The sequence below is a fragment of the Lactiplantibacillus plajomi genome (assembly GCF_005405405.1).
Classification (GTDB): Bacteria; Bacillota; Bacilli; order Lactobacillales; family Lactobacillaceae; genus Lactiplantibacillus; species Lactiplantibacillus plajomi.
The window spans coordinates 12,766-34,320 of sequence record NZ_BJDZ01000012.1; the positions used below are offsets into that span (position 1 = coordinate 12,766).

17 protein-coding genes are annotated in these 21,555 nt (G+C 51.0%); 2 read left to right on the forward strand and 15 right to left on the reverse strand.

The window, feature by feature from the left end:
- Positions 1-361 precede the first annotated feature (361 nt).
- The 15 genes from FFM82_RS06515 to FFM82_RS06585 all read right to left on the reverse strand — a co-directional run bounded on the left by FFM82_RS06515 (position 362) and on the right by FFM82_RS06585 (position 17,819).
- Positions 362-931, reverse strand: a complete 570-nt coding sequence (locus tag FFM82_RS06515) for a helix-turn-helix transcriptional regulator (protein WP_137645058.1) — start codon at positions 929-931, stop codon at positions 362-364.
- Between the two features lie 27 nt (positions 932-958).
- Positions 959-1,837, reverse strand: coding sequence for a response regulator (locus FFM82_RS06520; protein ID WP_137645059.1), 879 nt, complete (start codon positions 1,835-1,837; stop codon positions 959-961).
- Positions 1,830-3,200: a sensor histidine kinase gene (locus FFM82_RS06525; RefSeq protein ID WP_137645060.1), complete on the reverse strand. Its 1,371-nt coding sequence runs from the start codon at positions 3,198-3,200 to the stop codon at positions 1,830-1,832. Before FFM82_RS06525 ends, FFM82_RS06520 begins: the two co-directional genes overlap by 8 nt.
- Before the next feature lie 263 nt (positions 3,201-3,463).
- Entirely contained in the window at positions 3,464-4,591 is a 1,128-nt protein-coding gene (locus FFM82_RS06530) for an ABC transporter ATP-binding protein (RefSeq protein WP_137645061.1), read from the reverse strand.
- A 201-nt stretch (positions 4,592-4,792) separates the two neighbouring features.
- The gene (locus FFM82_RS06535) at positions 4,793-5,656 is read right to left on the reverse strand and encodes an ROK family protein (protein WP_137645062.1); all 864 of its coding nucleotides are present in this window, start codon (positions 5,654-5,656) and stop codon (positions 4,793-4,795) included.
- Positions 5,657-5,658: 2 nt separating this feature from the next.
- Entirely contained in the window at positions 5,659-7,410 is a 1,752-nt protein-coding gene (locus FFM82_RS06540; RefSeq protein WP_137645063.1) for a sensor histidine kinase, read from the reverse strand.
- 4 nt (positions 7,411-7,414) lie between these two features.
- Positions 7,415-8,032, reverse strand: coding sequence for a YesL family protein (locus FFM82_RS06545; RefSeq protein WP_137645064.1), 618 nt, complete (start codon positions 8,030-8,032; stop codon positions 7,415-7,417).
- A 13-nt stretch (positions 8,033-8,045) separates the two neighbouring features.
- Positions 8,046-9,677 (reverse strand): glycoside hydrolase family 13 protein, encoded by a 1,632-nt coding sequence (locus FFM82_RS06550; protein WP_137645065.1) that lies wholly within the window; start codon positions 9,675-9,677, stop codon positions 8,046-8,048.
- A gap of 98 nt (positions 9,678-9,775) precedes the next feature.
- Positions 9,776-11,245 (reverse strand): ABC transporter substrate-binding protein, encoded by a 1,470-nt coding sequence (locus FFM82_RS06555; protein WP_137645066.1) that lies wholly within the window; start codon positions 11,243-11,245, stop codon positions 9,776-9,778.
- Positions 11,246-11,339: 94 nt separating this feature from the next.
- Positions 11,340-12,257, reverse strand: a complete 918-nt coding sequence (locus tag FFM82_RS06560; RefSeq protein ID WP_137645067.1) for a carbohydrate ABC transporter permease — start codon at positions 12,255-12,257, stop codon at positions 11,340-11,342.
- A gap of 12 nt (positions 12,258-12,269) precedes the next feature.
- Positions 12,270-13,250: an ABC transporter permease gene (locus FFM82_RS06565; protein WP_137645068.1), complete on the reverse strand. Its 981-nt coding sequence runs from the start codon at positions 13,248-13,250 to the stop codon at positions 12,270-12,272.
- Between the two features lie 256 nt (positions 13,251-13,506).
- Entirely contained in the window at positions 13,507-15,357 is a 1,851-nt protein-coding gene (locus tag FFM82_RS06570; protein WP_137645069.1) for a beta-N-acetylhexosaminidase, read from the reverse strand.
- A gap of 74 nt (positions 15,358-15,431) precedes the next feature.
- Entirely contained in the window at positions 15,432-16,040 is a 609-nt protein-coding gene (locus FFM82_RS06575; protein ID WP_137645070.1) for a YitT family protein, read from the reverse strand.
- On the reverse strand, positions 16,030-16,542 hold the full coding sequence (locus FFM82_RS13745) for an MBL fold metallo-hydrolase (RefSeq protein ID WP_225425636.1): 513 nt from the start codon (positions 16,540-16,542) through the stop codon (positions 16,030-16,032). Before FFM82_RS13745 ends, FFM82_RS06575 begins: the two co-directional genes overlap by 11 nt.
- A 431-nt stretch (positions 16,543-16,973) precedes the next feature.
- The gene (locus tag FFM82_RS06585) at positions 16,974-17,819 is read right to left on the reverse strand and encodes an AraC family transcriptional regulator (RefSeq protein ID WP_137645071.1); all 846 of its coding nucleotides are present in this window, start codon (positions 17,817-17,819) and stop codon (positions 16,974-16,976) included.
- A gap of 137 nt (positions 17,820-17,956) precedes the next feature.
- Here FFM82_RS06585 and FFM82_RS06590 point away from each other — a divergent pair, with 137 nt between their 5' ends.
- Together FFM82_RS06590 and FFM82_RS06595 are read left to right on the forward strand one after the other, a co-directional pair.
- Positions 17,957-19,708: an ABC transporter ATP-binding protein gene (locus FFM82_RS06590; RefSeq protein WP_137645072.1), complete on the forward strand. Its 1,752-nt coding sequence runs from the start codon at positions 17,957-17,959 to the stop codon at positions 19,706-19,708.
- Positions 19,708-21,495, forward strand: a complete 1,788-nt coding sequence (locus tag FFM82_RS06595) for an ABC transporter ATP-binding protein (RefSeq protein WP_137645073.1) — start codon at positions 19,708-19,710, stop codon at positions 21,493-21,495. The genes FFM82_RS06590 and FFM82_RS06595 overlap by 1 nt, the downstream gene beginning before the upstream one ends.
- Positions 21,496-21,555 lie beyond the last annotated feature (60 nt).

The following is a 21,555-nucleotide window of genomic DNA, read 5'->3' on the forward strand; positions in this document are numbered from 1 at the left end:
TTTTAAAAAAAATTAAATAATTTACCTATAAAAATACAAGCTAAACTTTTTTTATATTGATAATATTGACGGTCTAAGAACCGTGATTTATCAGTAATTTCATGGGTAAGTCTGTATTAACCCAGCGTTATAATCCAATTATTATCCTTATGGATATAATTTATATTGTTCTAGATTTTAAAATATAATGATCATTAACCATTACCATAATGTCAGTATTTTTTACCAATCATTACCGCTGTTTCGGCATAGCAACGCGCGCCCTTGACCGCCGCCGCTTCACATACTCATTACCGCATACCCCCAGCCACTCAAAAAAACGGGTGCGACATCCGTCACACCCGTTTTGGCGCCTTCAACCCTACGATTTAACCCGCTTAACCGCTTTTTGCCGGTATTCTTTCGGCGAAATGTCGCAAATCAAGCGGAAATTTTTATAGAAATAGCCACTGTTAGAATAACCAATCGCCAGCGCAATGTTATTAATACTCTCGTCAGTGTTCACTAATAGCTGCTTGGCCTGGTCAATCCGGTACTGGTTCAAATACTTGGAAAAGCTGGTATGGACCTCTTTTTTAAAGAGCTGTCCCAAATATACCGGGTTCAAGTGTAACCGCTCCGCAACCTGGGCCAGTGATAAATCCTGCGCGTACTCTTTGGCCACGATGTCAACGACCCGGTTAACGTTTTGTGAAAAGCTGGTTTGCTGTTTCGGTTCGTAACCACGAACCATGGCTAAAACGGCGTCTTTTAAGCTTGCAATCGTCGGCGCGTTGTCAATCAACGTCAATTGCTGTTCGTACTGCTGGTTGCTGAATAATTGATAATTTCCAAGAACGTTTAAGATTAAAAAGGCAACCTGGCGCGCGTACGACGGCACCACGTGTTCCGCACTCAACTGTTCAAAAATCGCCGTCACCGATTCGGCCATCGCCCCCCGGTCTTCGGTACCCAGGGCCTACTTAAAAGCAACCAGTGAAATTTTTGGGATTTCCGCCTGCCGCAACCATTCCGTCCGGGACGCACCGGATAGAAACGGGACTCGGCCTTCGTAAAACTGGTAAAGTTCAGCTAACGTCTGCGCCTGTTCTAAGCTGTCCGCCAGTTGATCGAGTGTGTGGACCTGCTGGCCAACGGTGACGAAGGAACGGCCGGAAATCAACTGGGTCGTTTCCAAGTACCGAATGAACTGTTTCAGGCGGGCGTGAGAACCTACAAAGACCACGATCAGCTGATCCTGACTGCTGTAAAAAAGCTGTTGGTGCTGTTCCTGACAGGTACGGCTCAACGCTTCAAAATTATGCACGACGTTGCAGGCGAGCACTGTAAACTGGTCTTCATTAGCCGTCACGCCGGCACTGGCAAGCACCTCTGCACTTTGTGCCGCCGGTAAATCACCGGCTACCAGCCGCTCGGTCTGCATTTCTAAGTAATACCGCTTAGTCGCGTCGATTTTAACCTGCTGATTCAAACGCTGGTGCGCTTTTTGCAACACCTTGACTAGCTCCTCGGCGTCAATCGGCTTAACTAGGTAGTCAATTGCACCATAGCGTAACGCTTCCTTAACGTAATCAAATTCCTGATACCCAGATAAAACGATGACCAGTGGCGCGTTCGGTTGGGCGTGCAACTGTTGCATCAACTCCAACCCGGTCGATCCCGGCATCCGAACGTCCGTGATTACCAAGTCGACCGGCCGTTGTTTAAATGCCGTCAGGGCTTGCTGACCGTTACGGGCGGTCTGAACGATTTCAAACCCGTTGGCCTGCCAGTCAACCACCTTCGCCATGCCTTTTAAAATCATGTATTCATCATCAACAATCATGACACTATGCATTTAATCCACCCTCTTTTAAAAACGCTAGTTCAACCGTTAGACCACCCATTGCATTCGTTTGAACGGTTAAATCGGCAGACGCACCAAAGTAGCTCCGTAATCGTTCCAAAACGTTGCGCATTCCAATATGTTGACGCCGTTGTTCGGCACCAAGCGACCCGGTGAGCTGCTGGCGTAATCCGGCTAAAGCCGCTGGAGTCATGCCCTTACCGTTATCCCGGACTTGCAGGCGGACCCGGTCGTCCTCATCCACCCAACCACGCACGTCAATGGCGTTATCCTGACGACTATAATCGATCCCGTGCATAAAATAATTCTCAACAATCGGCTGTAAAATTAGCTTAGGCAAGCGTAAAGTTGCCAACTGTGGCTCAACTTGAAACCCGTACGCGACCTGGTCAGGAAAGCGCATTTGATAAAGATACATATATTTCCTAACGAAACTAATCTCCTGATCCAGCGTTGCCACCGGTGCTTGGTCCGCATCACTGCGTAGTAACGTCGCAAAGGCCACCACCACGTTGGCCAGTTCCGGTTCGGCCTCCGCCACGGCGTACATTCGAATGTATTCCAAGGTGTTATATAAAAAGTGCGGCTTAATCTGGGCCTGCAACCGCTGCAGGTTAGCTTGGTTCGGCGTGGACTGGGGCTGATTAACCTGGTGACCGTACTGTTGAACGTCGGTCAGCAACCGTTCAACGGCGGTCGTCATCGCACCGACGTCCGCGACCGGTCGGCCAGTATCATCCAGCGTCCCGCTAACGGCGGCCAACCGGTGACGATACCGGCGGAAAGTCAGCCACAGCCCCCTAATCAGGACCGCGTCCACTAGTGTTGCCATACCAACTAGGCGTAAAATCCGGACCGTCTGCCGCTGGGTCACCGCTTGTTTCGCCGTTAACGCAATCAGCCGACTGCCATCCGGTAAACGGCGTTGCCGGAAGTGGTAGCTGGTGCGTAAATCCGCGTTAACAGCTCCGATTGGCGCTAGCTGCGCAAGTAATTGCCGGTGTTCAGTCGGCAAAACATCCTGACCGCGATACGCATAACGCACATCAGACGCTTGAACGACGGCCAACTGCAAGTCCGGATTAGTCGCCCCGGTTGCCCGTTTTAGTTCACGGGTCATCGTTGCCCGTTGTGGCGCAAGCACCAAGCTTGGTGATTGGTGCCGAGGTGCTAGCGCTAGCTGATCCGCCACTTCATCTAGCCCGGTCGTTAAACTTTCAGTGACGGCTTGCTGACCATGGTAAACCAGCCCCGTACTACCAATAATTGTAACTAGACCAGTTAGCAAGATCACCAACCCCGTATAGCGTCCCATCACCCGTTCCAAAGTATCCTTGCGCCGCAACTTACCCATTAGCCGATCGTCCCCCGTTATCCTGACACTCCCAATTTTGTCAGCAATTTGAACTAATAAATTGATTATAACTACCCTAATTATGGCATATTACGTTAGCGCTTTTAAAATTTCTAAAAGTTTGATTAGTCTAAGTGCCTTTGCTTGGTAATTTCTATCATAATAATCGGGTTGTCTTTACACCAGCAAAAGCGCTCGCATGTTTATGCGAGCGCTTTGACTAGATATTATAGTGGGATATCTCAAAAAATTAGGTAGACCAATTAGGCGTTTTCTTCTTCTTCGTCCAACATGATCGAGTTCTTGGTTTCCTTATCAAAGAAGTGCGCCTTGTTAATGTCAAAGCCCATTTCAACGACCGAACCCGGCTCGTGTAAGTCCCGCGTGTCTACGTTAGCCACGAATTCCGTATCGCCAACTTGGCAATATAGTTGACTCGTTGCCCCTAATAATTCGGAAACGTTGATGGTTGCCTTGACTACTGAATCCGGCCAAGTCTTCAGGAAGATCTCTTCCGTGTGAATGTTTTCCGGCCGAATCCCGAAGACAAGGTCCTTACCGTTATAGCCGCGCTTGTCCAAGACCTTCGACATCCCTTCTGGAATGTGTAGGTGAATCCCCTTATGGTCGTCAACCACGCCATCTTGGTAGCGAACGTTAAAGAAGTTCATCGCTGGTGAACCGATGAACCCGGCAACGAACATGTTCCGTGGCCGGTCATAAATTTCGGACGGGGTCCCAATTTGTTGGACTTCCCCAACCGACATAACTACCACCCGGTCGGCCATCGTCATCGCTTCGGTTTGGTCGTGGGTAACGTAAATGGTCGTCGTCTTCAGGCGCCGGTGGAGCTTTGCAATTTCAGCCCGCATGGAAACCCGCAACTTGGCATCCAAGTTAGAGAGCGGTTCGTCCATCAAGAAGATTGGGGCATCCCGCACGATTGCCCGGCCTAAAGCAACCCGTTGCCGTTGACCACCAGACAAGTCGGCCGGTTTACGATCTAGGAAGTCGGTCAATCCCAAAATTTTAGCGGCTTCTAAAACTCGCTTATCGATGTCTTCCTTACTGTACTTCCGCAGTTTTAGCCCGAAAGCCATGTTACCGGCCACGGTCATGTGGGGGTAGAGGGCGTAGCTTTGGAACACCATCGCGATGTCACGATCCTTCGGTGGCACGTCGTTCATGACCTTGCCATCAATCTTCAAATCGCCCTTACTGATTTCTTCTAGCCCGGCAATCATCCGTAACGTCGTCGACTTCCCACAACCGGAAGGGCCAACGAACACGATGAATTCCTTATCCTTTACGTGTAAATCAAAGTCGTTAACCGAGTTCTTTTCCGCGTTTGGGTAACGCTTGTAAATGTGATCTAAGTCAATTTCAACCATTGTGCGTCTCCGCCTTTCTCATCTTTTACCCGATCAATATCAAATTATCGGTATTTTTTTAAATTTAATATATCAATTCCTTACAAGCCTTATTGTATATGAAAACGCTATCATATTGAATGGGCACCTTGTACAAAATGCCGGCAAAGTTCCGGTCAATATACCAAAAGTGCCCACTAACGCAGCGTGTGACATACCAAGTTACTTCAGAAGTGACGCCGCCAACGCAAAGTCGCCGACCGTTGCCGACGCGTTATCGGCAAAGTGACTATGCACAATCAAGTTATCCGGCACCTGAACGTAGCCGTTGTTGAGTTCGTCAAAGTACTTTTGAACCCGTGGCATGTCACCGTCGTTAATGACCGAACCACCAAAAATAATCTTTGCCGGTGCCAAGTTAACGTAGGCGTTGAACGCCATCTGAGCAGCGTAGTAGTCAATAAAGTCGAACACTTGGTTATCACGGGCTAAGGTTTCCCCCCGTTGACCCGTCCGACCTTCAATGGTTGGGCCGGCTGCGACCCCTTCAAAACAGCGGTTACCATGGAACGGGCAAAAGCCCTCGTAATGATCATCCGGATGCATCATCACCGGCGCGTGGCCCATTTCCAAGTGAGAATAGCCGCCAATGAACTTACCGTCCTGAATGGCACCGCCACCGATCCCGGTCCCAATCGTGAAGTAAACCGCGGAATCAACGTCCTTGGCTTCGCCGGCAATGTATTCTCCGTATACTGAAGCATTGACGTCGGTCGTAAAGAAGACCGGCACGTTCAACGCGTCCGTCAAAATCTTAACGATGTTGGTGCCCGCCCAGCCGGGTTTCGGCGTCGCTAAAATGTGTCCGTAATCGCTAGTCCCTTGCTTAATCCCAATCGGACCAAACGAGCCCAAGCCGATTGCGTCGACCGGATTTTCTTTGAAAAAGGCGATGCAGGCCGCCAGCGTTTTGTCCGGCAACGTGGTTGGAATCCGCTTCTTGGCGCTCACCCGGTAGGTTTCATCGGCAACGGCTAAAACAAACTTCGTACCGCCAGCTTCAATACTTCCTAATGTCTTACTCATCATTAATCATCCTCACTCTTAATTCCGGCTTGGCCGGATTGATTTTTAGTTGTTAATTGATCACTGAACTGAACGTTGACCGTCACACCAAGGGGCTCGTCGTGGCTCAGCGTCATCATGAACGACGCCCCGAAGTAGTCGGCCATCCGCGAATAAACGTTTTGTAACCCGATCGAACGGTGCTGACCGGCGTCAAACGGTTCTTGCATGCGGGCGTTGATCGACGCAATTTGCTTGTCGGTCAGTCCCTTACCGTTATTGCGGATTTTAATCCGCACCAGGGACCCTTCCCGCCACGCCTTAACGCTCACGGCGTTATCGAAGCGGGTAAAGTCAATGCCGTGCACGAAGTAGTTTTCCACCAACGGCTGCAAACTGAACTTCGGCACTTCGACGTCGGCCACCGCCGGATCGATTTGAAACTGGTAGGCAATTTGATCCGGGAACCGCACCTGGTACAAGAACACGTATTTTTCAATAAAGCTTAATTCCTGCTTAATCGTCGTTCGCGACGATAAGTCGGTATTATTTCGTAATAACGCCGCAAAGCTGTAAACCACTTCCGCGAGTTCCGGTTGATCGGCGTCTAAGGCGGCCATCCGGATATACTCCAACGTATTAGACATGAAGTGCGGGTTGATTTGTGATTGAAGCGCCTTGCGATTAGCCTCCTGCTGGGCAATTTGTAGCTGATAAATCGTATGAATGTGGCGGTGGATTTCCGTCAGCATCACGTTGATACCATCGGCCAAAGTGTGCAGATCGGTCGGTTTCAAATCAACCGGTACGCGGGCGTCATAATCGCCCGCCGAAACCGTCTTAACGGTTGCCACAATGGTGTCCAGCTGGTGCTGGTAGCGCCGAAAGGTTAACCATAACCCGACACTCAACCCAACGAACAATAAGATTCCCAGTACCACGACCGGTAGCACCCGCCCGAACAACAAGCCGAACAGCGCCGACTGGTTGACGGCCATCGTCAGCTGGTACCCGGACGGCAACGTCTTTTCGGTAACGTGATAACCTTTCAGACTAGTCGCGTTACCCGTACTGAGCGCCCGTTTAAACGCCCGTTGCTGTTGCGCGTTGACCCGGACACCGGCGAAGTAGAATAACTGGTCATTGGCGTCGGAGCGGACCGCAATTTGTAACGGTCGGACTGCCATTAAGTGGTTCAACTGGTCCTTCAGCGCACTTTGATCAAAGCTCATGCTAATGACCCCGTCCGTTTGCAACGTGTAGGGGTTGATCAGCGGGGCGCTTAGCGCAAAGGCTTGCTTGACGCGTTTCTCATTAACCAGCTGTCCACCGGTATTTTTAGTGGTTGCCACGAAGACCCTCGGCTGGTTTGCGAGCCGCAGCGTTAATTGTGATAGCGACTCATTTTGAACAAAGAGCTGGCGGGCTTCCGTTGGCCAGTAAAAGTACTTACGCCCTCTCAGGCTTTCATCGATGGCGTAATCGCTATACGCCCCCGGTGATAAACTAAAATACTTGGTTAAGCTAGTTAAGTTATCGGTGGCGTCAGGGAGCTGGGTCGCTGTCTGGTTCACGACCTGTTGATTACGCGCCAGCGTCTGACTAATTTGGCGTTCAGCCGTACTTTCCGCCTGTGAAACTTCCGCGTTGTAGGTGCGAATACTGACGCCTACAAAAATTCCAGTGGCTAAGATGACCATTACCGAAATAATGATCGTATAAAGCTTAATTAAATGGGTAAAGCTCGACCGCTGAACGTGGTTCGAAAACGGCATGGGGCTAGGCCGCACCTAACATCTGATCGATTTTTTCATACCAGTGCTTGGATAAAATATCCGCGACCACCATGTAAATACCGGGGCTCATAAAGAGGATCATCCCCGGCCACTTCATGGAGATCATAATCATGATCGCGGTCATCACGACGAACACTAGCAGTTGCATAAAGTTATTAAAAAATTGAACGATGGCTAATTTAATGGCGTCTTTGAAAGCGACGTCGTAGTGGGACCGCAGCATTAACGTGAAGATGGCTAGGCAAAAATCAAATAGCAGTGCAAACACGATAATGAACTGACTAAAGATCACCCAGTAAGCGCCCCGAATCTGAGTACTCAGGTACAGGTTATAGGCTAGAATCGCGCCGGCACCAATGAACAGCCAAGCGTGTAAGTTGATTTGCCAGAAATTGGTTTTAAAACGGTGCCAGCCGTCCTTAAAACTATATAACCGGTAGTCCCATTCCTTATCCATGTACATTTCCGTTACCGTACGGGCGGCCGGCCCGATTCCGAAGATGACCAACCCGGCGACGGTGTAAATCCAAAAGTAAACTGACATGATCAAAACGATAAAGACCCGGGTAAAAATTTTATCCGCTGCGCGTCCAATTGACATGTTTGATTCCCCCTCATTCCTCTGTTATGTCTAAAATCATTGCTTCGTACGGCCGTAACTGCACCGTGCCCAACTGGGTCGGTGCGTCCGGATAATTGGCGATGATCACCTTAGCGGTTTTTGCCGGTAAGGTCACCATCGTCGGTGCGGCCGTGAAGTTGCTACAAATTAACCAGCGGGTCGTCCCCAGTGTTCGGGTGTACGCGAAGACCGTTGCTGGGACGTTGGCTAGGGCGTAAAAGCGACCGGTTTGGAGGACCGGGCACGTCCGCCGTAGCTCAATCAGCCGTTGGTACGTGTAAAATAACGAACCCGGCGTGGTAACCGCGGCGTCCACGTTAATCGTGCGGTAGTTAGGGTTAACTGCCAACCACGGCTGGCCGGTCGTAAAGCCGGCGTTTGCCGCCGGCGACCACTGCATTGGTGTGCGGGCGTTGTCGCGGCTAAAGGTGTTGAGCTTCGCCATTGCTTGCGCCGCTGAATCACCACGTTCACGTAACTGCCGGTAAATCGTGCGGGCCTCAACGTCGTCAACTTGGTCGATTGACGTGACTGGGCAGTCGGTCATCCCGATTTCTTCACCCTGGTATAAGTACGGCGTCCCCTTCAACCCGTGTAGCGTGATGGCCAGCATCTTGGCACTCAGTTCCCGTTGCGGACCGGTCGTGCCAAAACGCGAGACCGCCCGTGGTAAATCGTGGTTATTCCAGAATAGACTGTTCCAGCCGCTAGTCGCCAGCGTCGTTTGATCATCATACAACGCCTGCTTCAACTGCCCCACGTCGAGCGGGCGGGTCTCCCACTTCTCACCGCCAACTTTGCGGTCCGCCCACATGTGGCCGAATTGAAAAATCATGCTAAGTTCTTGGTGAGCGGCGTCGCTATACTGCAACGCGTCCTTAGGCCCGGCACTCCAAGCTTCGCCGACCGTTAAGAAGTCGCGGTCGCCCCAGGTCCGGCGGTTCATTTCGTGCAGGTACTCGTGCAGGTGCGGACCGTTGACCTGAATTTTTTTGAGCGGCTCCTTGGCGATCATATCGATGACGTCCATTCGAAAGCCCCCGATGCCCTTGTCGATCCAAAAGTTCATCATGTCGTAGACCGCCTGCCGGAGCTTAGGGCTTTGCCAGTTCAAGTCAATTTGCTTTTTTGAAAAGAGGTGCAAAAAGTACTGGTGGGTCTTGGGTTCATATTCCCACGCCGAGCCGCCGATAAAGCCCGACGTTAAGTCGTTAGGTTCGTGGCCGTCGACCGGGTCGGCCCAGACGTAGTAGTCGCGGGTCGCAGCGTCACGATCCTGCTTGGCACTCACGAACCAGCGGTGTTCATCACTCGTATGGTTAACAACTAGGTCCATCACGATGCGGATCCCGCGTTGCCGGGCTTCGGCAATTAAGCGGTCCATATCGGCCATCGTCCCGTATTCCGGGTTAATCGCCTGATAATCCGCAATGTCGTAGCCGTTGTCGGCGTTCGGGCTTTGATAAACCGGACTGAGCCAAATTGCGCCGACGCCCAGTTGTTGCAAATAATCAAGCCGACTAATGATGCCCGCTAAGTCCCCAATGCCGTCACCGTTACTATCCTGAAAGCTGCGGGGGTAAATTTGGTAAACGACGGCGCTTTGCCACCAGTGTTTCGTCATGTCGACCATCCTTTCAATACTTGCCTAAATTAGTTGGTGCTATGTAGACAAAGAAGTCGTAGTGCCCAGCACCCGACTTCTCTGCAAATCATCATGAATTAGTTCTTGTCAAGAAAGGCGTCGTATTGCTTCTGCAATTCTTTTTGAACCTTGTCATAACCGGCCGTCTTCAATTCCTTATCCATCTTCTTGATGGTTGGTACTGGATCGGCAGTCCCGGTATTCAAAATATCGAGGTACTTACTCATGACGTTATTTAAGTTCGTGATTTCAGTCTTAAGCTTGCTGGTATCTGGGTTGAAACCAAGGGCAGCTGAAGTCTTGGATTCCTTAATGTCCTTGTCACGTTTCTTGATCATCGCGTTAGTCGTCGTATCAAGCGTGTACAAGTTCTTGTTGTTCCCCATCATCCAAGCACCGATGAAGTAGTTTGGTTTGTACTTCTTAGTAAGTTTGATCTTACCCTTTTCTTTATCGGTGAAGTTCCATTGTTGACCTTCAAGACCCCAAGTAATGTTGTTCAATAAGGTCTTATCCGTGTTCAACAGGTTCAAGACTTGCATAGCTTCCTTCTTGTGCTTAGAAGTCTTGGAAATGCTCCAAACCGCAACTTGGGCTTGTGCAGAGGACTTGTAAGGGTCGGTGATGGCTTTCGATTGCATCTTCTTACCACCGGCGTTGTTGATCAAGGTTGAATCGCCGTAGTCGTAAGGACCTTGGGTTTCTTGACGTACGAACCAAGTGTTATCTTGCAAGTTGTATTGGGTACTTGAAGTAGCCGCATCCTTAGGAATGTAACCCTTTTGGTAGTAGCTGTGCAAGGTCTTCAAGATATCGCGCATTTCGGTGGTATCGTAAGCGTTAACGACCTTCTTGCTCTTACCACTTGAATCGATGGCGAATGGTAGCCCGTTACCCAGCGGGAAGTCCATGTGGGCTGGGGAAGCTTTGAAGCCTTGACCAATGGCAAAGCCGGCCGTCCCAGGGTTTTGCTTGTGGAACTTCGCCAAAGCGGGTTCCATGCTTGCGTAGGAGTTAACGTCGTTAATATTAATATTATATTTCTTAACAAATTCTGAATTGAATGTTAACATGTTTTGCGCGTAAACGTTGGCGTTGATTGGGAAACCGTAGATCTTATTGTTAATCTTCAAGCCTTTCCAGTAAGCTGGATCGACTTCTTGGTAAGCCTTCTTTGCAACGCCACTCTTTAATTCACTGGTCATATCGGCGTAAGCGCCCTTTAAAGCGTTATTAGTGTAGTTTTGGGAGAAGGCTAAGTCGTAGTCGTTCCCTGAAGTGACCATAACGTTATATTTCTGGGTGTAGTCCCCCCAGCCGATAAAGTTCATCTTGATGTTGATGTTCTTGTAGGTCTTGTGGATCCGGTTGTTAGCCTTCTTAATCATTGCATCATAGTTCTTCGGCTTATCCCCCGGCATATACATGCTGACCGTTGTCTTCTTTGAAGAATCGGAGCTTGAGTTGGACTTGCCACAACCAGCAAGTGCAATGGTTCCTAACGCAGCGATACTGACAACCGTCGCGCCCTTCAATAATTTATTCATAGCTTTCATCCTCCTCAGGATATTAGTTTATTGAACTACCGCTTTTAGTTGGTGGTTAATTTCGGATAGCGTTTTCAATTTCAAGTGCTACCGATTACCCCTTGACCCCACCAATGGTCATCCCTTTAACAAAGTACTTCTGGAAGAATGGGTAAGTTAACGCAATTGGCAAGGTGGCAACCACAACGATGGCAAAACGCATCCCTTCGCTTGGCACGTTAGCTGCACCGGCTACGGCTCCATTATTCGCCATGTTTTGCGTCATAAACTGAATGTTATTTTGAATCTTAACTAACAAGTATTGTAACGGTGTAACGCTGTCCTTGTTGATGTACAGCAAGGCGTTCATCCAGTCGTTCCAGTAACCGAGCGACGTGAACAAACTAATCGTCGCAATCCCTGGAATTGCCAGTGGCACAACGATTGTCCAGAAAATCTTGAACTCGCTGGCCCCGTCGATCCGGGCCGATTCGATAATTGGTTCCGGAATCGACGTTTTGAAGAACGTCCGCATGATCAACACGTTGTAAACCCCAAAACTCATTGGCAAAATCAAGGCCCAGATATTATCTTGCAAGCCCAACATTTGGGTCACGATCAAGTAAGTCGGAACCATGCCGGGAACAAACAACATTGAAATCAAGGCGAAGATGGTGAAGAACCGCGCGTAGGCAAAGTCCTTCCGTGAAATCGCGTAAGCATAAGTGGAACTAAACAAACTGTTCATAATCGTCCCGACAACCGTGACAAAGATGGTAACCCCTAAGGAAACCAGTACTTGGTGTCCCATTTTGGATAAGTACTGGTAACTGGCAAAGGTCCAATGCTTCGGCCAGAACTGATAACCATAAGTCGTGATATCTGATTCCTGCGTCAACGATAAAATAATGATGAAGAAGAATGGCAGAATACAACTTAGGGCAAAGATACCGAGAAAAATGTTGAAAAACAGGTTGGCGCCAGGTCCGAACTTGCGGATTTCAACTGCTGTAATTTGCTTCTTTTTACGCAATGGCGTCACCCCCTAAAATAGTGCTGATTCTGGTTGCTTGCGACGAACGACCCAGTTGCTGATAAAGATCAGTAACGCACCGACGATGGATTGTAATAACCCGGCGGCCGTTGACATCCCAATATCGTTAGTCGTTGTCAAAGCACGGTAAATAAAGGTATCGAACGTTTGGGTCACGTTGATCAGTGCCCCTGAAGAACGTGGAATCAAGTAGAACAGCCCGAAGTCACTCCGGAAGATCCCCCCGATGTTCAAGATCAACATCAGCGTGGCAACCGGTAAGATATGTGGCAAGGTCACGTTCTTAATTTGTTGCCACTTGTTGGCACCATCGATCATCGCCGCGTCGTAGTATGACGGGTCGATTCCCATGGCGGTCGCGAAGTACAGGATACTGTTGTAACCGATCCCTTTCCAAACCCCCAGGAAGATGATGATAAACGGCCAGACCCACGGTGAGTTGTAGAAGTCGATTGGCGTTCCGCCCATCGCTTGGATCATGTGGTTCAAGATCCCCTTATCAGAGCTCAAGAAGGCGTAAACGAAGTACGACAGGATGGCCCATGACAGGAAGTACGGGAACAACATTGACGTTTGGTAAACCTTGAGGAGCCGCTGATTCCGCATCTGACTCATAACGACCCCAAAGAAAATGGCGAAGAAGAAATTCAGTAGCAGGAACGTCAAATTGTACCCGACCGTGTTACGGAGAACGAGCCAGAAGTCGGCCGACTTGAAGAAGAACTTAAAGTTCTGGAAGCCAACGAACGGGCTGTGCAACACACTGTAAATAAATCCTTGATCTGAATACTGGAAATCCTGGAAGGCCACAACGTTGGCCAGCACCGGAATATAGAAGAAAACGATTAGAAAGATCGATCCTGGTAAAACCATTAGTAAAAATACCCGGTTAGCCCACAATCGCTGGAAAAAGTTCAGGTCTGGCTTTTGCGAGACCGGAACTGGATCCGTATTCGTAACACCTTGTGTCATCGTTTCTCCCTCCTTTCATTTAATTACAGCTCTAATAGTAACCGCTTTCTTTTTTGGCAACAATCCACGTATTTAAGGTAATTGTTAACAAATTTAAGGTTTTAAAAAAATTAGGTATATTTTTTATACTAAAACCGACAATTACGATTATTATTACCTCTAAAAAAATCGTAATTGTCGGTTTAATTGACAGTTTAAGTCTTTATGTTCAATTAACTAAACATGTTTCCACTAAGTTGGTATAGGTGCCGTACCTTTAGAACGACAAGTCACAGGCACTAACGATTTGCTTATACAACCCGTGGCCAACGATACCGTTATTGAACTTATCCATTGGTAATAGCGGTTCTTGCAACTCGGCCAGCTGGTCATGGCCCAACCGCCATTCTTGAATCCGCCAGCTAACGGTCGCACAGCGCATAAACTGCCCGCCTAAGCGAACGTCGATGACTTCGTAGCCGTTACCGCGCCGTTGGTCATGCCAGACCGTCCGGAACGCGGGAATAAACGTCTCTAAGGCTTGTCGGTAAGTGGCTACCGCCTGCAACGCACGCTCGGCTTGCGCATCGTCGGCATCCGGTTGGCCTAAACTGGCCACCGCTTTTAGCGCCCGTTGCTTGGCCAGTACCGTTTTTGCGAGTTGCCGGTAAAAGGTTAAGGTTACCCGGTTTTCCGGCCGTAGTTGGACTTGGCCCAGTTGGGTGATCAGGTCCTGATACTGGCTTTCGAGGTCGATCGCCTGTAAGTTCTGCCGGTACTTTTGTAATAACAAATCTTCGTATAAGACAATCTTGCTGACGTTGTCGGCGTCGACGTTGACCTTGCCGGTGAAGTTATCGAACTGGTCTAACAAGTGGTAGAACGTCGGGGCTTCGCCCTGGGTCAGCGCGTACTCGGCATCGATGGTCGCCGGCGTAACGTCGGCGTGGTACTGGTAAGCGGCGAACGCTTGCAACCCGTACCAGGCCGCGCTTAACGGTACTTCGGCACCATCATCAAACCACATGGTCGCAACCACTTGTTGCACGCCACTGGCCTTGGCCGCGCTCAATCCGGCCTTAACCGTCGCCATCATCTTACTTTGGTCGGGCGCCAGCGCACTCCAAGTCCAGATGCCACCCGCAAAGACCACGTTATCACTAAGTTCGAAGTGTTGCGCAAAGCGGTCACGGTAAGTTTGTTCGTCTTCGTGGTAGTAGTCCCAATAAACCTGACCAACCGGTGGCAGGCTCGCCTTAAAGTCGGCGTCAAAGTGCACGTCCGGATCATACATTTCGTTTTTCGGTGAGGCAAAGGTGAACCACAAATCACTCCACATGTAAGCGTCGAGCCCCAATTGCTGGGTCAACCCGACCACCATTTTTAATTGTTCCAAAATCAGGGTCTGCTGGTCGGTAAAGCCGTTTTGATCCAAATAGCGCCCGCGGCCTAACTGGTAAGCTTCGTCCATCCCAATATGAATCTTGTTGGTCGTAAACGGCGCGCTGGCCGCCTTGAGTAAGTGGGTCATAAACGTCTTGGTTGCCGGCGCCCCGACTAACAAGGTGTCGTCGGTATCCTTAACTGGATTATGGGCTTCCCACTTCAACGCGTTATGCATGTGCGCTAAGGTTTGGACCGCCGGCACCAACTTAACCCCGAACTGGTCACCGTACACGGCAAGTTCGTGCAGTTCGGCCTGCGAATAACGGCCACGTTCGCGCCCAAAGTACGGTTCTTCCGGAATTTCAAATAAATCTTCTAAGTATAACCACAGTTCGTTGTAGCCCATGCTGGCTAACCGCCGGATCATCCGTTTGATCATCGCAACCGTCGGTACCCCGTTACGAGCAACGTCCAGCATCGCCGCTAACACTTTAAACTGCGGCGTTTGTTGCAGGTCGAACTGCTCGGTCGTCTGCGCTTTGGCACTTAATAACGCGGCTCCGCGCATCAAATCAGTCGTCGTACCGTACGTTAAGGTCGCCTGCCGACCATCGCGGCTGAGTTTAACGCCGCTAGCCCCCTGCTGGCAGGTCACCGTTAAATCCAGCACCCGCGTTTCGGGTAAACAAACGGCGGACACCGCCAACCGTTGCTCCGCACTTAATCCACGCCATTCAATCATGCTATTCTTCCTCCTTGGGGATTGACCCCGTTCTATTTACAATCCAGTTATTCGTTTAGTATAGCGCTTACATTTTACGCAAGTGCCCGCCGTTGCTGTCGCTTCATCACGACCGCTAACGTCTGCGTATAAATCAAAATAAAACCTAAGCCGAGTATAAATGACCGTAACCCAAATTGCCAAGCCCCCAGTAACAAGACGGCTAAGTTAATGACCCGTAAACTATGGGCCACCGGAATCCGCGGCCAAAACCGGTGGACCACTAACGCCAAGACGTCCAGTCCGGCCGTCGATGCGTGGTGCGTCAAACACAGCGCGTAGCCGAGCCCAACCAGTAGACCGGCTAGTGGTAAGCCCCACCATAGCGAAATCGATAGTGGTGGTGGCCACGCCTGCGCCACGCTGAACCAACCGACGTAGCTGAGGCTGGAAACGATAGAATTAATAAAGTTGTGCCCACCTAGGAACCCTAACGCAACCAGTAAACAACTAACCGTGATCAGGTTCGTCCAACCGGTGACGCTCCAGCCACTAAGTCGCGCGGCAACCATCGCCGTTGCGGTGACCCCACCGCTAATAACGTTTGCCCGGACCAGCACCCACGAATAGGCCCAAGCCGTCAACCCGTTACCGATAACGATTGCGAGCATTTCTCGGCCGACCGTTTTAACCTTAAATTTCAACCGTTAACCCGTCGTAAGCAACCGTCACGCCGCTACCGGCAACTAAATTTTCCATCTGGGCGTGGGTCAAGCCGGAATTATGCGAAAAGTGGTTCACCACGTAGCGGGTCTGATCATCCGCCAGCCCGAGCGCTTTAAAGCGGGCCATCATCCGTTGGTCATCCGGCCAGCCCATATGGGGACCGCCCGGTTGGCCGGCGTGGGGCTGGTTATTACAGTCTAGCGAAACGAAGTCGAAGTGCAGGTGCTGGTCGACTAAGTATTGGAACATCTCCTCGCTAAAGTAGGCGCAATCGTGGGTCCATAACAGCGTCTTACCCGCCTGGTCGCGAATCGCGTAAATCGAGCAGTCGCCCTGATAATGACCATGCTGAGCCGCCAAGATCCAAACTTGGTACCCGGCGACCATAAACGTCGTGAAATTCTTCTGCGGGTGGTACTGCAGCCGCTGCGGATCGTCACGCCCTTCCAAGTCAAACGCGCGGTCGTAAAACTTTTGCACGTACGGTTACCATAAACGTGAAGGACCGACCCCAAGGATTGCCCGTAACCGTGCATCCGTAGCGCCAGGTCTTCAGCGTATAAATGGTCGCTGTGCCAGTGGGTGATCAATAGTTGGTGTATCTGGCCAAAGTCCAACCCGTCATTCAGGGCGTGCAAATAACTATCCCCCGGAAAATCGATCATTAACCGGCCGTCATCGATCAGCGCCTGCGTCTGGGTGCGAACGTCCTTTCCACCGTGTTCACGGGCGTAGCGACACACTTTACAATGACAAAATAACGCGGGGACCCGTTCGGCGGCACCGGTCCCTAAATATTGCAGTTTCATTAAAGCTAACCTCCTTAACGTCGTGATATCCCCCCGAGTATACCCATCTTGCCTGCTAATTTGAACCGCGGGACGCCAAAAACTTGGCTGGTCGGGGTATACCTAATCACCGCGTAACGACTTACCCAGTAGCGTTGGTGCGGCGCCGAAGTAGCGCTTAAAAAGTTTGCTGAAATAGTACGGGTCCTGGTAGCCAACTGCTTGGGCAACCGCCGTTACCGTCAGCTGCTCGTTGGCCAATAAGTGCTTGGCCCGCCGCATCCGCAGCCCGGTCAAGTAGTTAATCGGGCTGGTCCCCTGCACGCTTTTAAAGGTCCGCGACAGGTAGGCGGCGCTAACGTGTAGTTGCTGAGCCAGTTCACTTAAGGTCACGTCTTCGTTATAGTGGGCTTCCAAGTAGTAGGTCGCCGCACTGACCAGTGCCAAGCGGTCCGCCTTGGGATCACCCGCTTCGTTGACCGATAAGTAATCGCTGCTAACGTTATTTTCCGGTAACGCCCGTAACAGGAGGCAGAGTTGCTGCACGACCATCGCCTGAATCAGTAAATCATGGCCGAACGCGGTCGGGCGCTGGCTTTCCGTCACGATCCGGCGGGCACCCGCCATGAACTCCTCGCGGTAAGCGCCCAAGTCAATTAAGCTATCCGCAAACGGTAAGTGGTCCGGCGTTTGTCCCGGTAAGACCACGTGACGAAAACCAATGTGCAGTTGCAAGCTCTGGGTGTGCGGTGGTTGGGTCTCCTGGTGGTGCACCCCGGGATTAAAGAGTAGCGCCTGCCCAGCCACGACCCGCCGCCAGCGGCCCTCCACGTTATAGTCGGAGTAGCCTTCAAGCATGGTCGATAACTCTAAAAAAGTATGTTTGTGGTACACGTAGGTGCCCGGCTGCTCGTTGCGGTACGGAAACGCGTAGAGCACTTCCGGTGTAAAGTCACTGAGTGCTAGCAAGTCACTTCCCCCCTTTCGCAAAAAAAGACATGCTATTAGTCAAAAACGTCTATTCAACCGCCCCCGCCTTCCCCGCATACTAAGATTAAACTCGCGGGTGGTCCGGCGACCAGCCGCACCGTTAGGAGGCCATCGATATGAACCCTTACCAGTGGATCTGGCAATACGCTAAGCGGAGCCGGATTCAGATTATTCTCGCCATCATTTTAATCGTTATTAACGCCGCCGGAATCGTCATCGTTCCCCTATTTGGCGGTTTCATCGTCGACCAGGTCATTAACCAGGGCCACTTGGAACGCTTGGTGCCGTTACTGGCTGCCATGGTCGGCGTTACCCTACTAAGAACCATTATGCGCTATTGTTACATCATTTTGTGGGAACGGGTCGGTCAAAATTCACTGTTTGCCATCCGTCACGACCTGTTCAGCAAGTTGCAATCCTTGGACTACACTTTCTTTAACTCGGTCACCAGCGGCGACATCATGGCGCGCCTGACCGGTGACACCGACGCCATTCGCCACTTTCTCTGTTGGGTGACCTATAACTCATCGGAATGCGTCCTGTGGTTTTTAACCGCGGTCGTTGTCATGGGCATGATCAACTGGCAGTTGATGCTGGCGCTGGTCATCCTGACTCCGGCGATCTGGTACCTGACCCAACGGATGAGCACCGAAGCCCACACCGTCTTCTTCAACATCCGGCAAAGTTTCGCCCGCCTGAACGCGATGGTGGAAGAAAACATTTCCGGTAACCGGGTCATCCGCGCCTTCGCCCGTGAAGACTTCGAAATCAAGAAATTCCAAAAATTGAATTACGACTACCGCGATAAGAACATGGCTTCGGCCGCCGTTTCGCGTCGGTACTTACCCGCACTGGACCTGCTAGCCTCGCTGCTCTCGGTTATCGTCTTGTTATTCGGGAGCTTTCTCGTCATCACCAAGCACATGACCCTCGGGGAACTCGTGTCCTTTAACGGGTTCCTATGGCTACTCAACCAACCGATGCGGATGAGTGGCTGGCTGATTAACGATATTCAACGCTTCTCCGCCGCCACCATTAAGATTCGCGCAATGTTGGACGCCGAGCCGGCCATCGTACCGGCAACCAGCACCACGAGTGCCCCGCTGCACGGTGCCGTAAAGTTCGAACACGTGGACTTCGCCTTTCCGGACGCGCCCGAAGTTAAGGTCTTAGACGACATCAACTTCAGCGTTCAACCTGGTCAGACCCTCGGGATTCTTGGTGAGACCGGTTCCGGTAAATCAACCTTAATGAACATGATTGCCCGCTTTTACGACCCGACACACGGTCGCGTCCTGATCGACGGCCGTGACGTGCGCGACTGGCCGGCCGAACAACTACGTAATCAAATCACCATCGTGACGCAAGACCTGTTCCTCTTCTCGGATTCGATTGCGGATAACATCAGTTACGGTAACCAGGACGCCTCGGCACCGTTCATGCGCGAAATGGCAACCGTGGCCGACGCCGACAACTTCATCCGCACGATGCCCGACGGCTACGATACGGTCGTGGGCGAACGCGGCGTCGGCTTGTCCGGTGGGCAAAAGCAACGGATTTCGCTGACGCGGGCACTGGTCAAGGACCCGCAAGTCCTGATTTTGGACGATACGACCAGTGCACTGGACATGGAAACCGAAGCGACGATCCAAAAGCGGTTGAAAAAAATTACCGCTGATAAGACGGTCTTCATCATCGCCTCACGGATTTCGTCATTGCGCCGAGCGGACCAGATCATCGTTTTACGTCACGGTCAAATCGTCGAACACGGCACCCACGAAAGTTTATTAGCGGAAAACGGCTACTACGCCGAAACCTACCGCCGGCAACTCGGCTTACTCAAAGAAGCGAAGGGAGGGGAACATTAATGGCAAAACGCAACACTTATAACCAGGATGAAAGTCTACGCCAACGGTTTAACTGGCACGACTACGCCCGGTTAGGTCATTACCTCAAACCTTACGCTGGCCAAATGTTATTAGTTCTGGGTTCAATTTTGCTCGGTAACGTGGCCGTCATTTTAGGCCCCTACTTGATGAAGGTGGCGATTGACCAAGCAATTCCCAACCGTGATTTTCACCAGCTATGGCTGCTTGGCGGCATCTTTCTCACCAGCCTGCTGGTGGCCTTTGGCTGTTTCCGTTACCGCATCTGGTCCATTACGAAAATCGGTCAGGACCTACTGATCGATATGCGGACCGACCTGTTTACCAACATTCAGCGACTCCCCTTTTCCTACTTTGATTCGCGCCCACACGGTAAAATTTTGATTCGGGTCGTCAACTACATCAACACGCTGAGTGACTTACTGGCTAACGGACTGGTCAACCTAATTTCCGACATCATCTCGGTGATCATCACGTTGATCTTCATGTTTGCCATCAACTGGAAGCTGACGTTCGACAGCCTAGTGCTGATTCCGGTCCTGATTCTTTGGGCCTACGTAATCCAGAAAAAGCAGCGGGTCGCCTTCCGCGAACTAAGCAACAAGCAATCCAACCTGAACGCCTACATCCACGAAAGCATCGATGGCATCAAGATTACCCAGGGCTTTGCGCAGGAAGAAAATGCGATTCAAGCCTTTGACGACGTCGCTAACGACAACCGCGATTCCTACATGCGGGCGGTTAAAATTCAGTACGCGCTGGGGCCGGGGGTCCAAAACGTGTCGACGATCACGACCGCGCTGATTTACTTTATCGGGATTCAGCAACTTGGCGTGGTCGTTAGTACCGGGACGCTGATCGCCTTTATCGGTTACATCAACAACTTCTGGAACCCGATCATTAACATCGGTAACTTCTATAATTCACTCATTACCGCGACCGCCTACCTCGAGCGAATCTTTGAAACGATGGACGAAAAGTCAACCGTGATCGACGCCCCCGACGCGTTCGACCTGCCACCGATTAAGGGCGACGTGCGCTTTAACGACGTCTCGTTTCGTTACGACCAAGATGAGCCGATGATTTTAAAGCACGTCTTGTTTCACGCCAAACCGGGGCAAACGATTGCGCTAGTTGGTGAGACCGGTGCCGGTAAGTCGACGATCATCAACCTCCTCTCCCGCTTTTACAACGTTTCTGAGGGGCAGGTCACCATCGACAACGTCGATATTAGCCAGATTACGCTGGATTCGTTGCGAACCCAGATGGGCGTCATGCAACAGGACACTTTCATCTTTTCTGGGACGATTATGGATAACATTCGCTACGGTCGTTTAGACGCAACCGATGATGAAGTCGTGCAGGCGGCTAAGGTCGCCCGGGCGGATGATTTCATCCGAACCCTCCCGGATGGTTACCAAACGACCGTTCAAGAACGTGGTGGCAGCATGTCGGCCGGGCAGCGGCAACTGATCGCCTTTGCCCGCGTCCTACTCGCCGACCCGCGCATCCTGATTTTGGACGAAGCCACCGCCGCGATCGATACCAAGACTGAAGCCTTGTTACAAGAAGGCCTTAACGAGCTACTCAAAGGCCGGACTAGCTTCATCGTGGCGCACCGCTTATCGACCATTCAACGAGCCGACCAGATCCTCGTCGTTGATGACGGCCAGATTGTTGAAGCCGGGACCCACGCCGAATTGATGGCCCAACGTGGTCAGTACTACGAACTATACGATTCGCAGTACCGCATGTTGCAAGCAACTTAATACGTACGCAAAACTTTTGGCGCACGTTTTGGCTATCAATATTCGGAGACGCACAAGAGG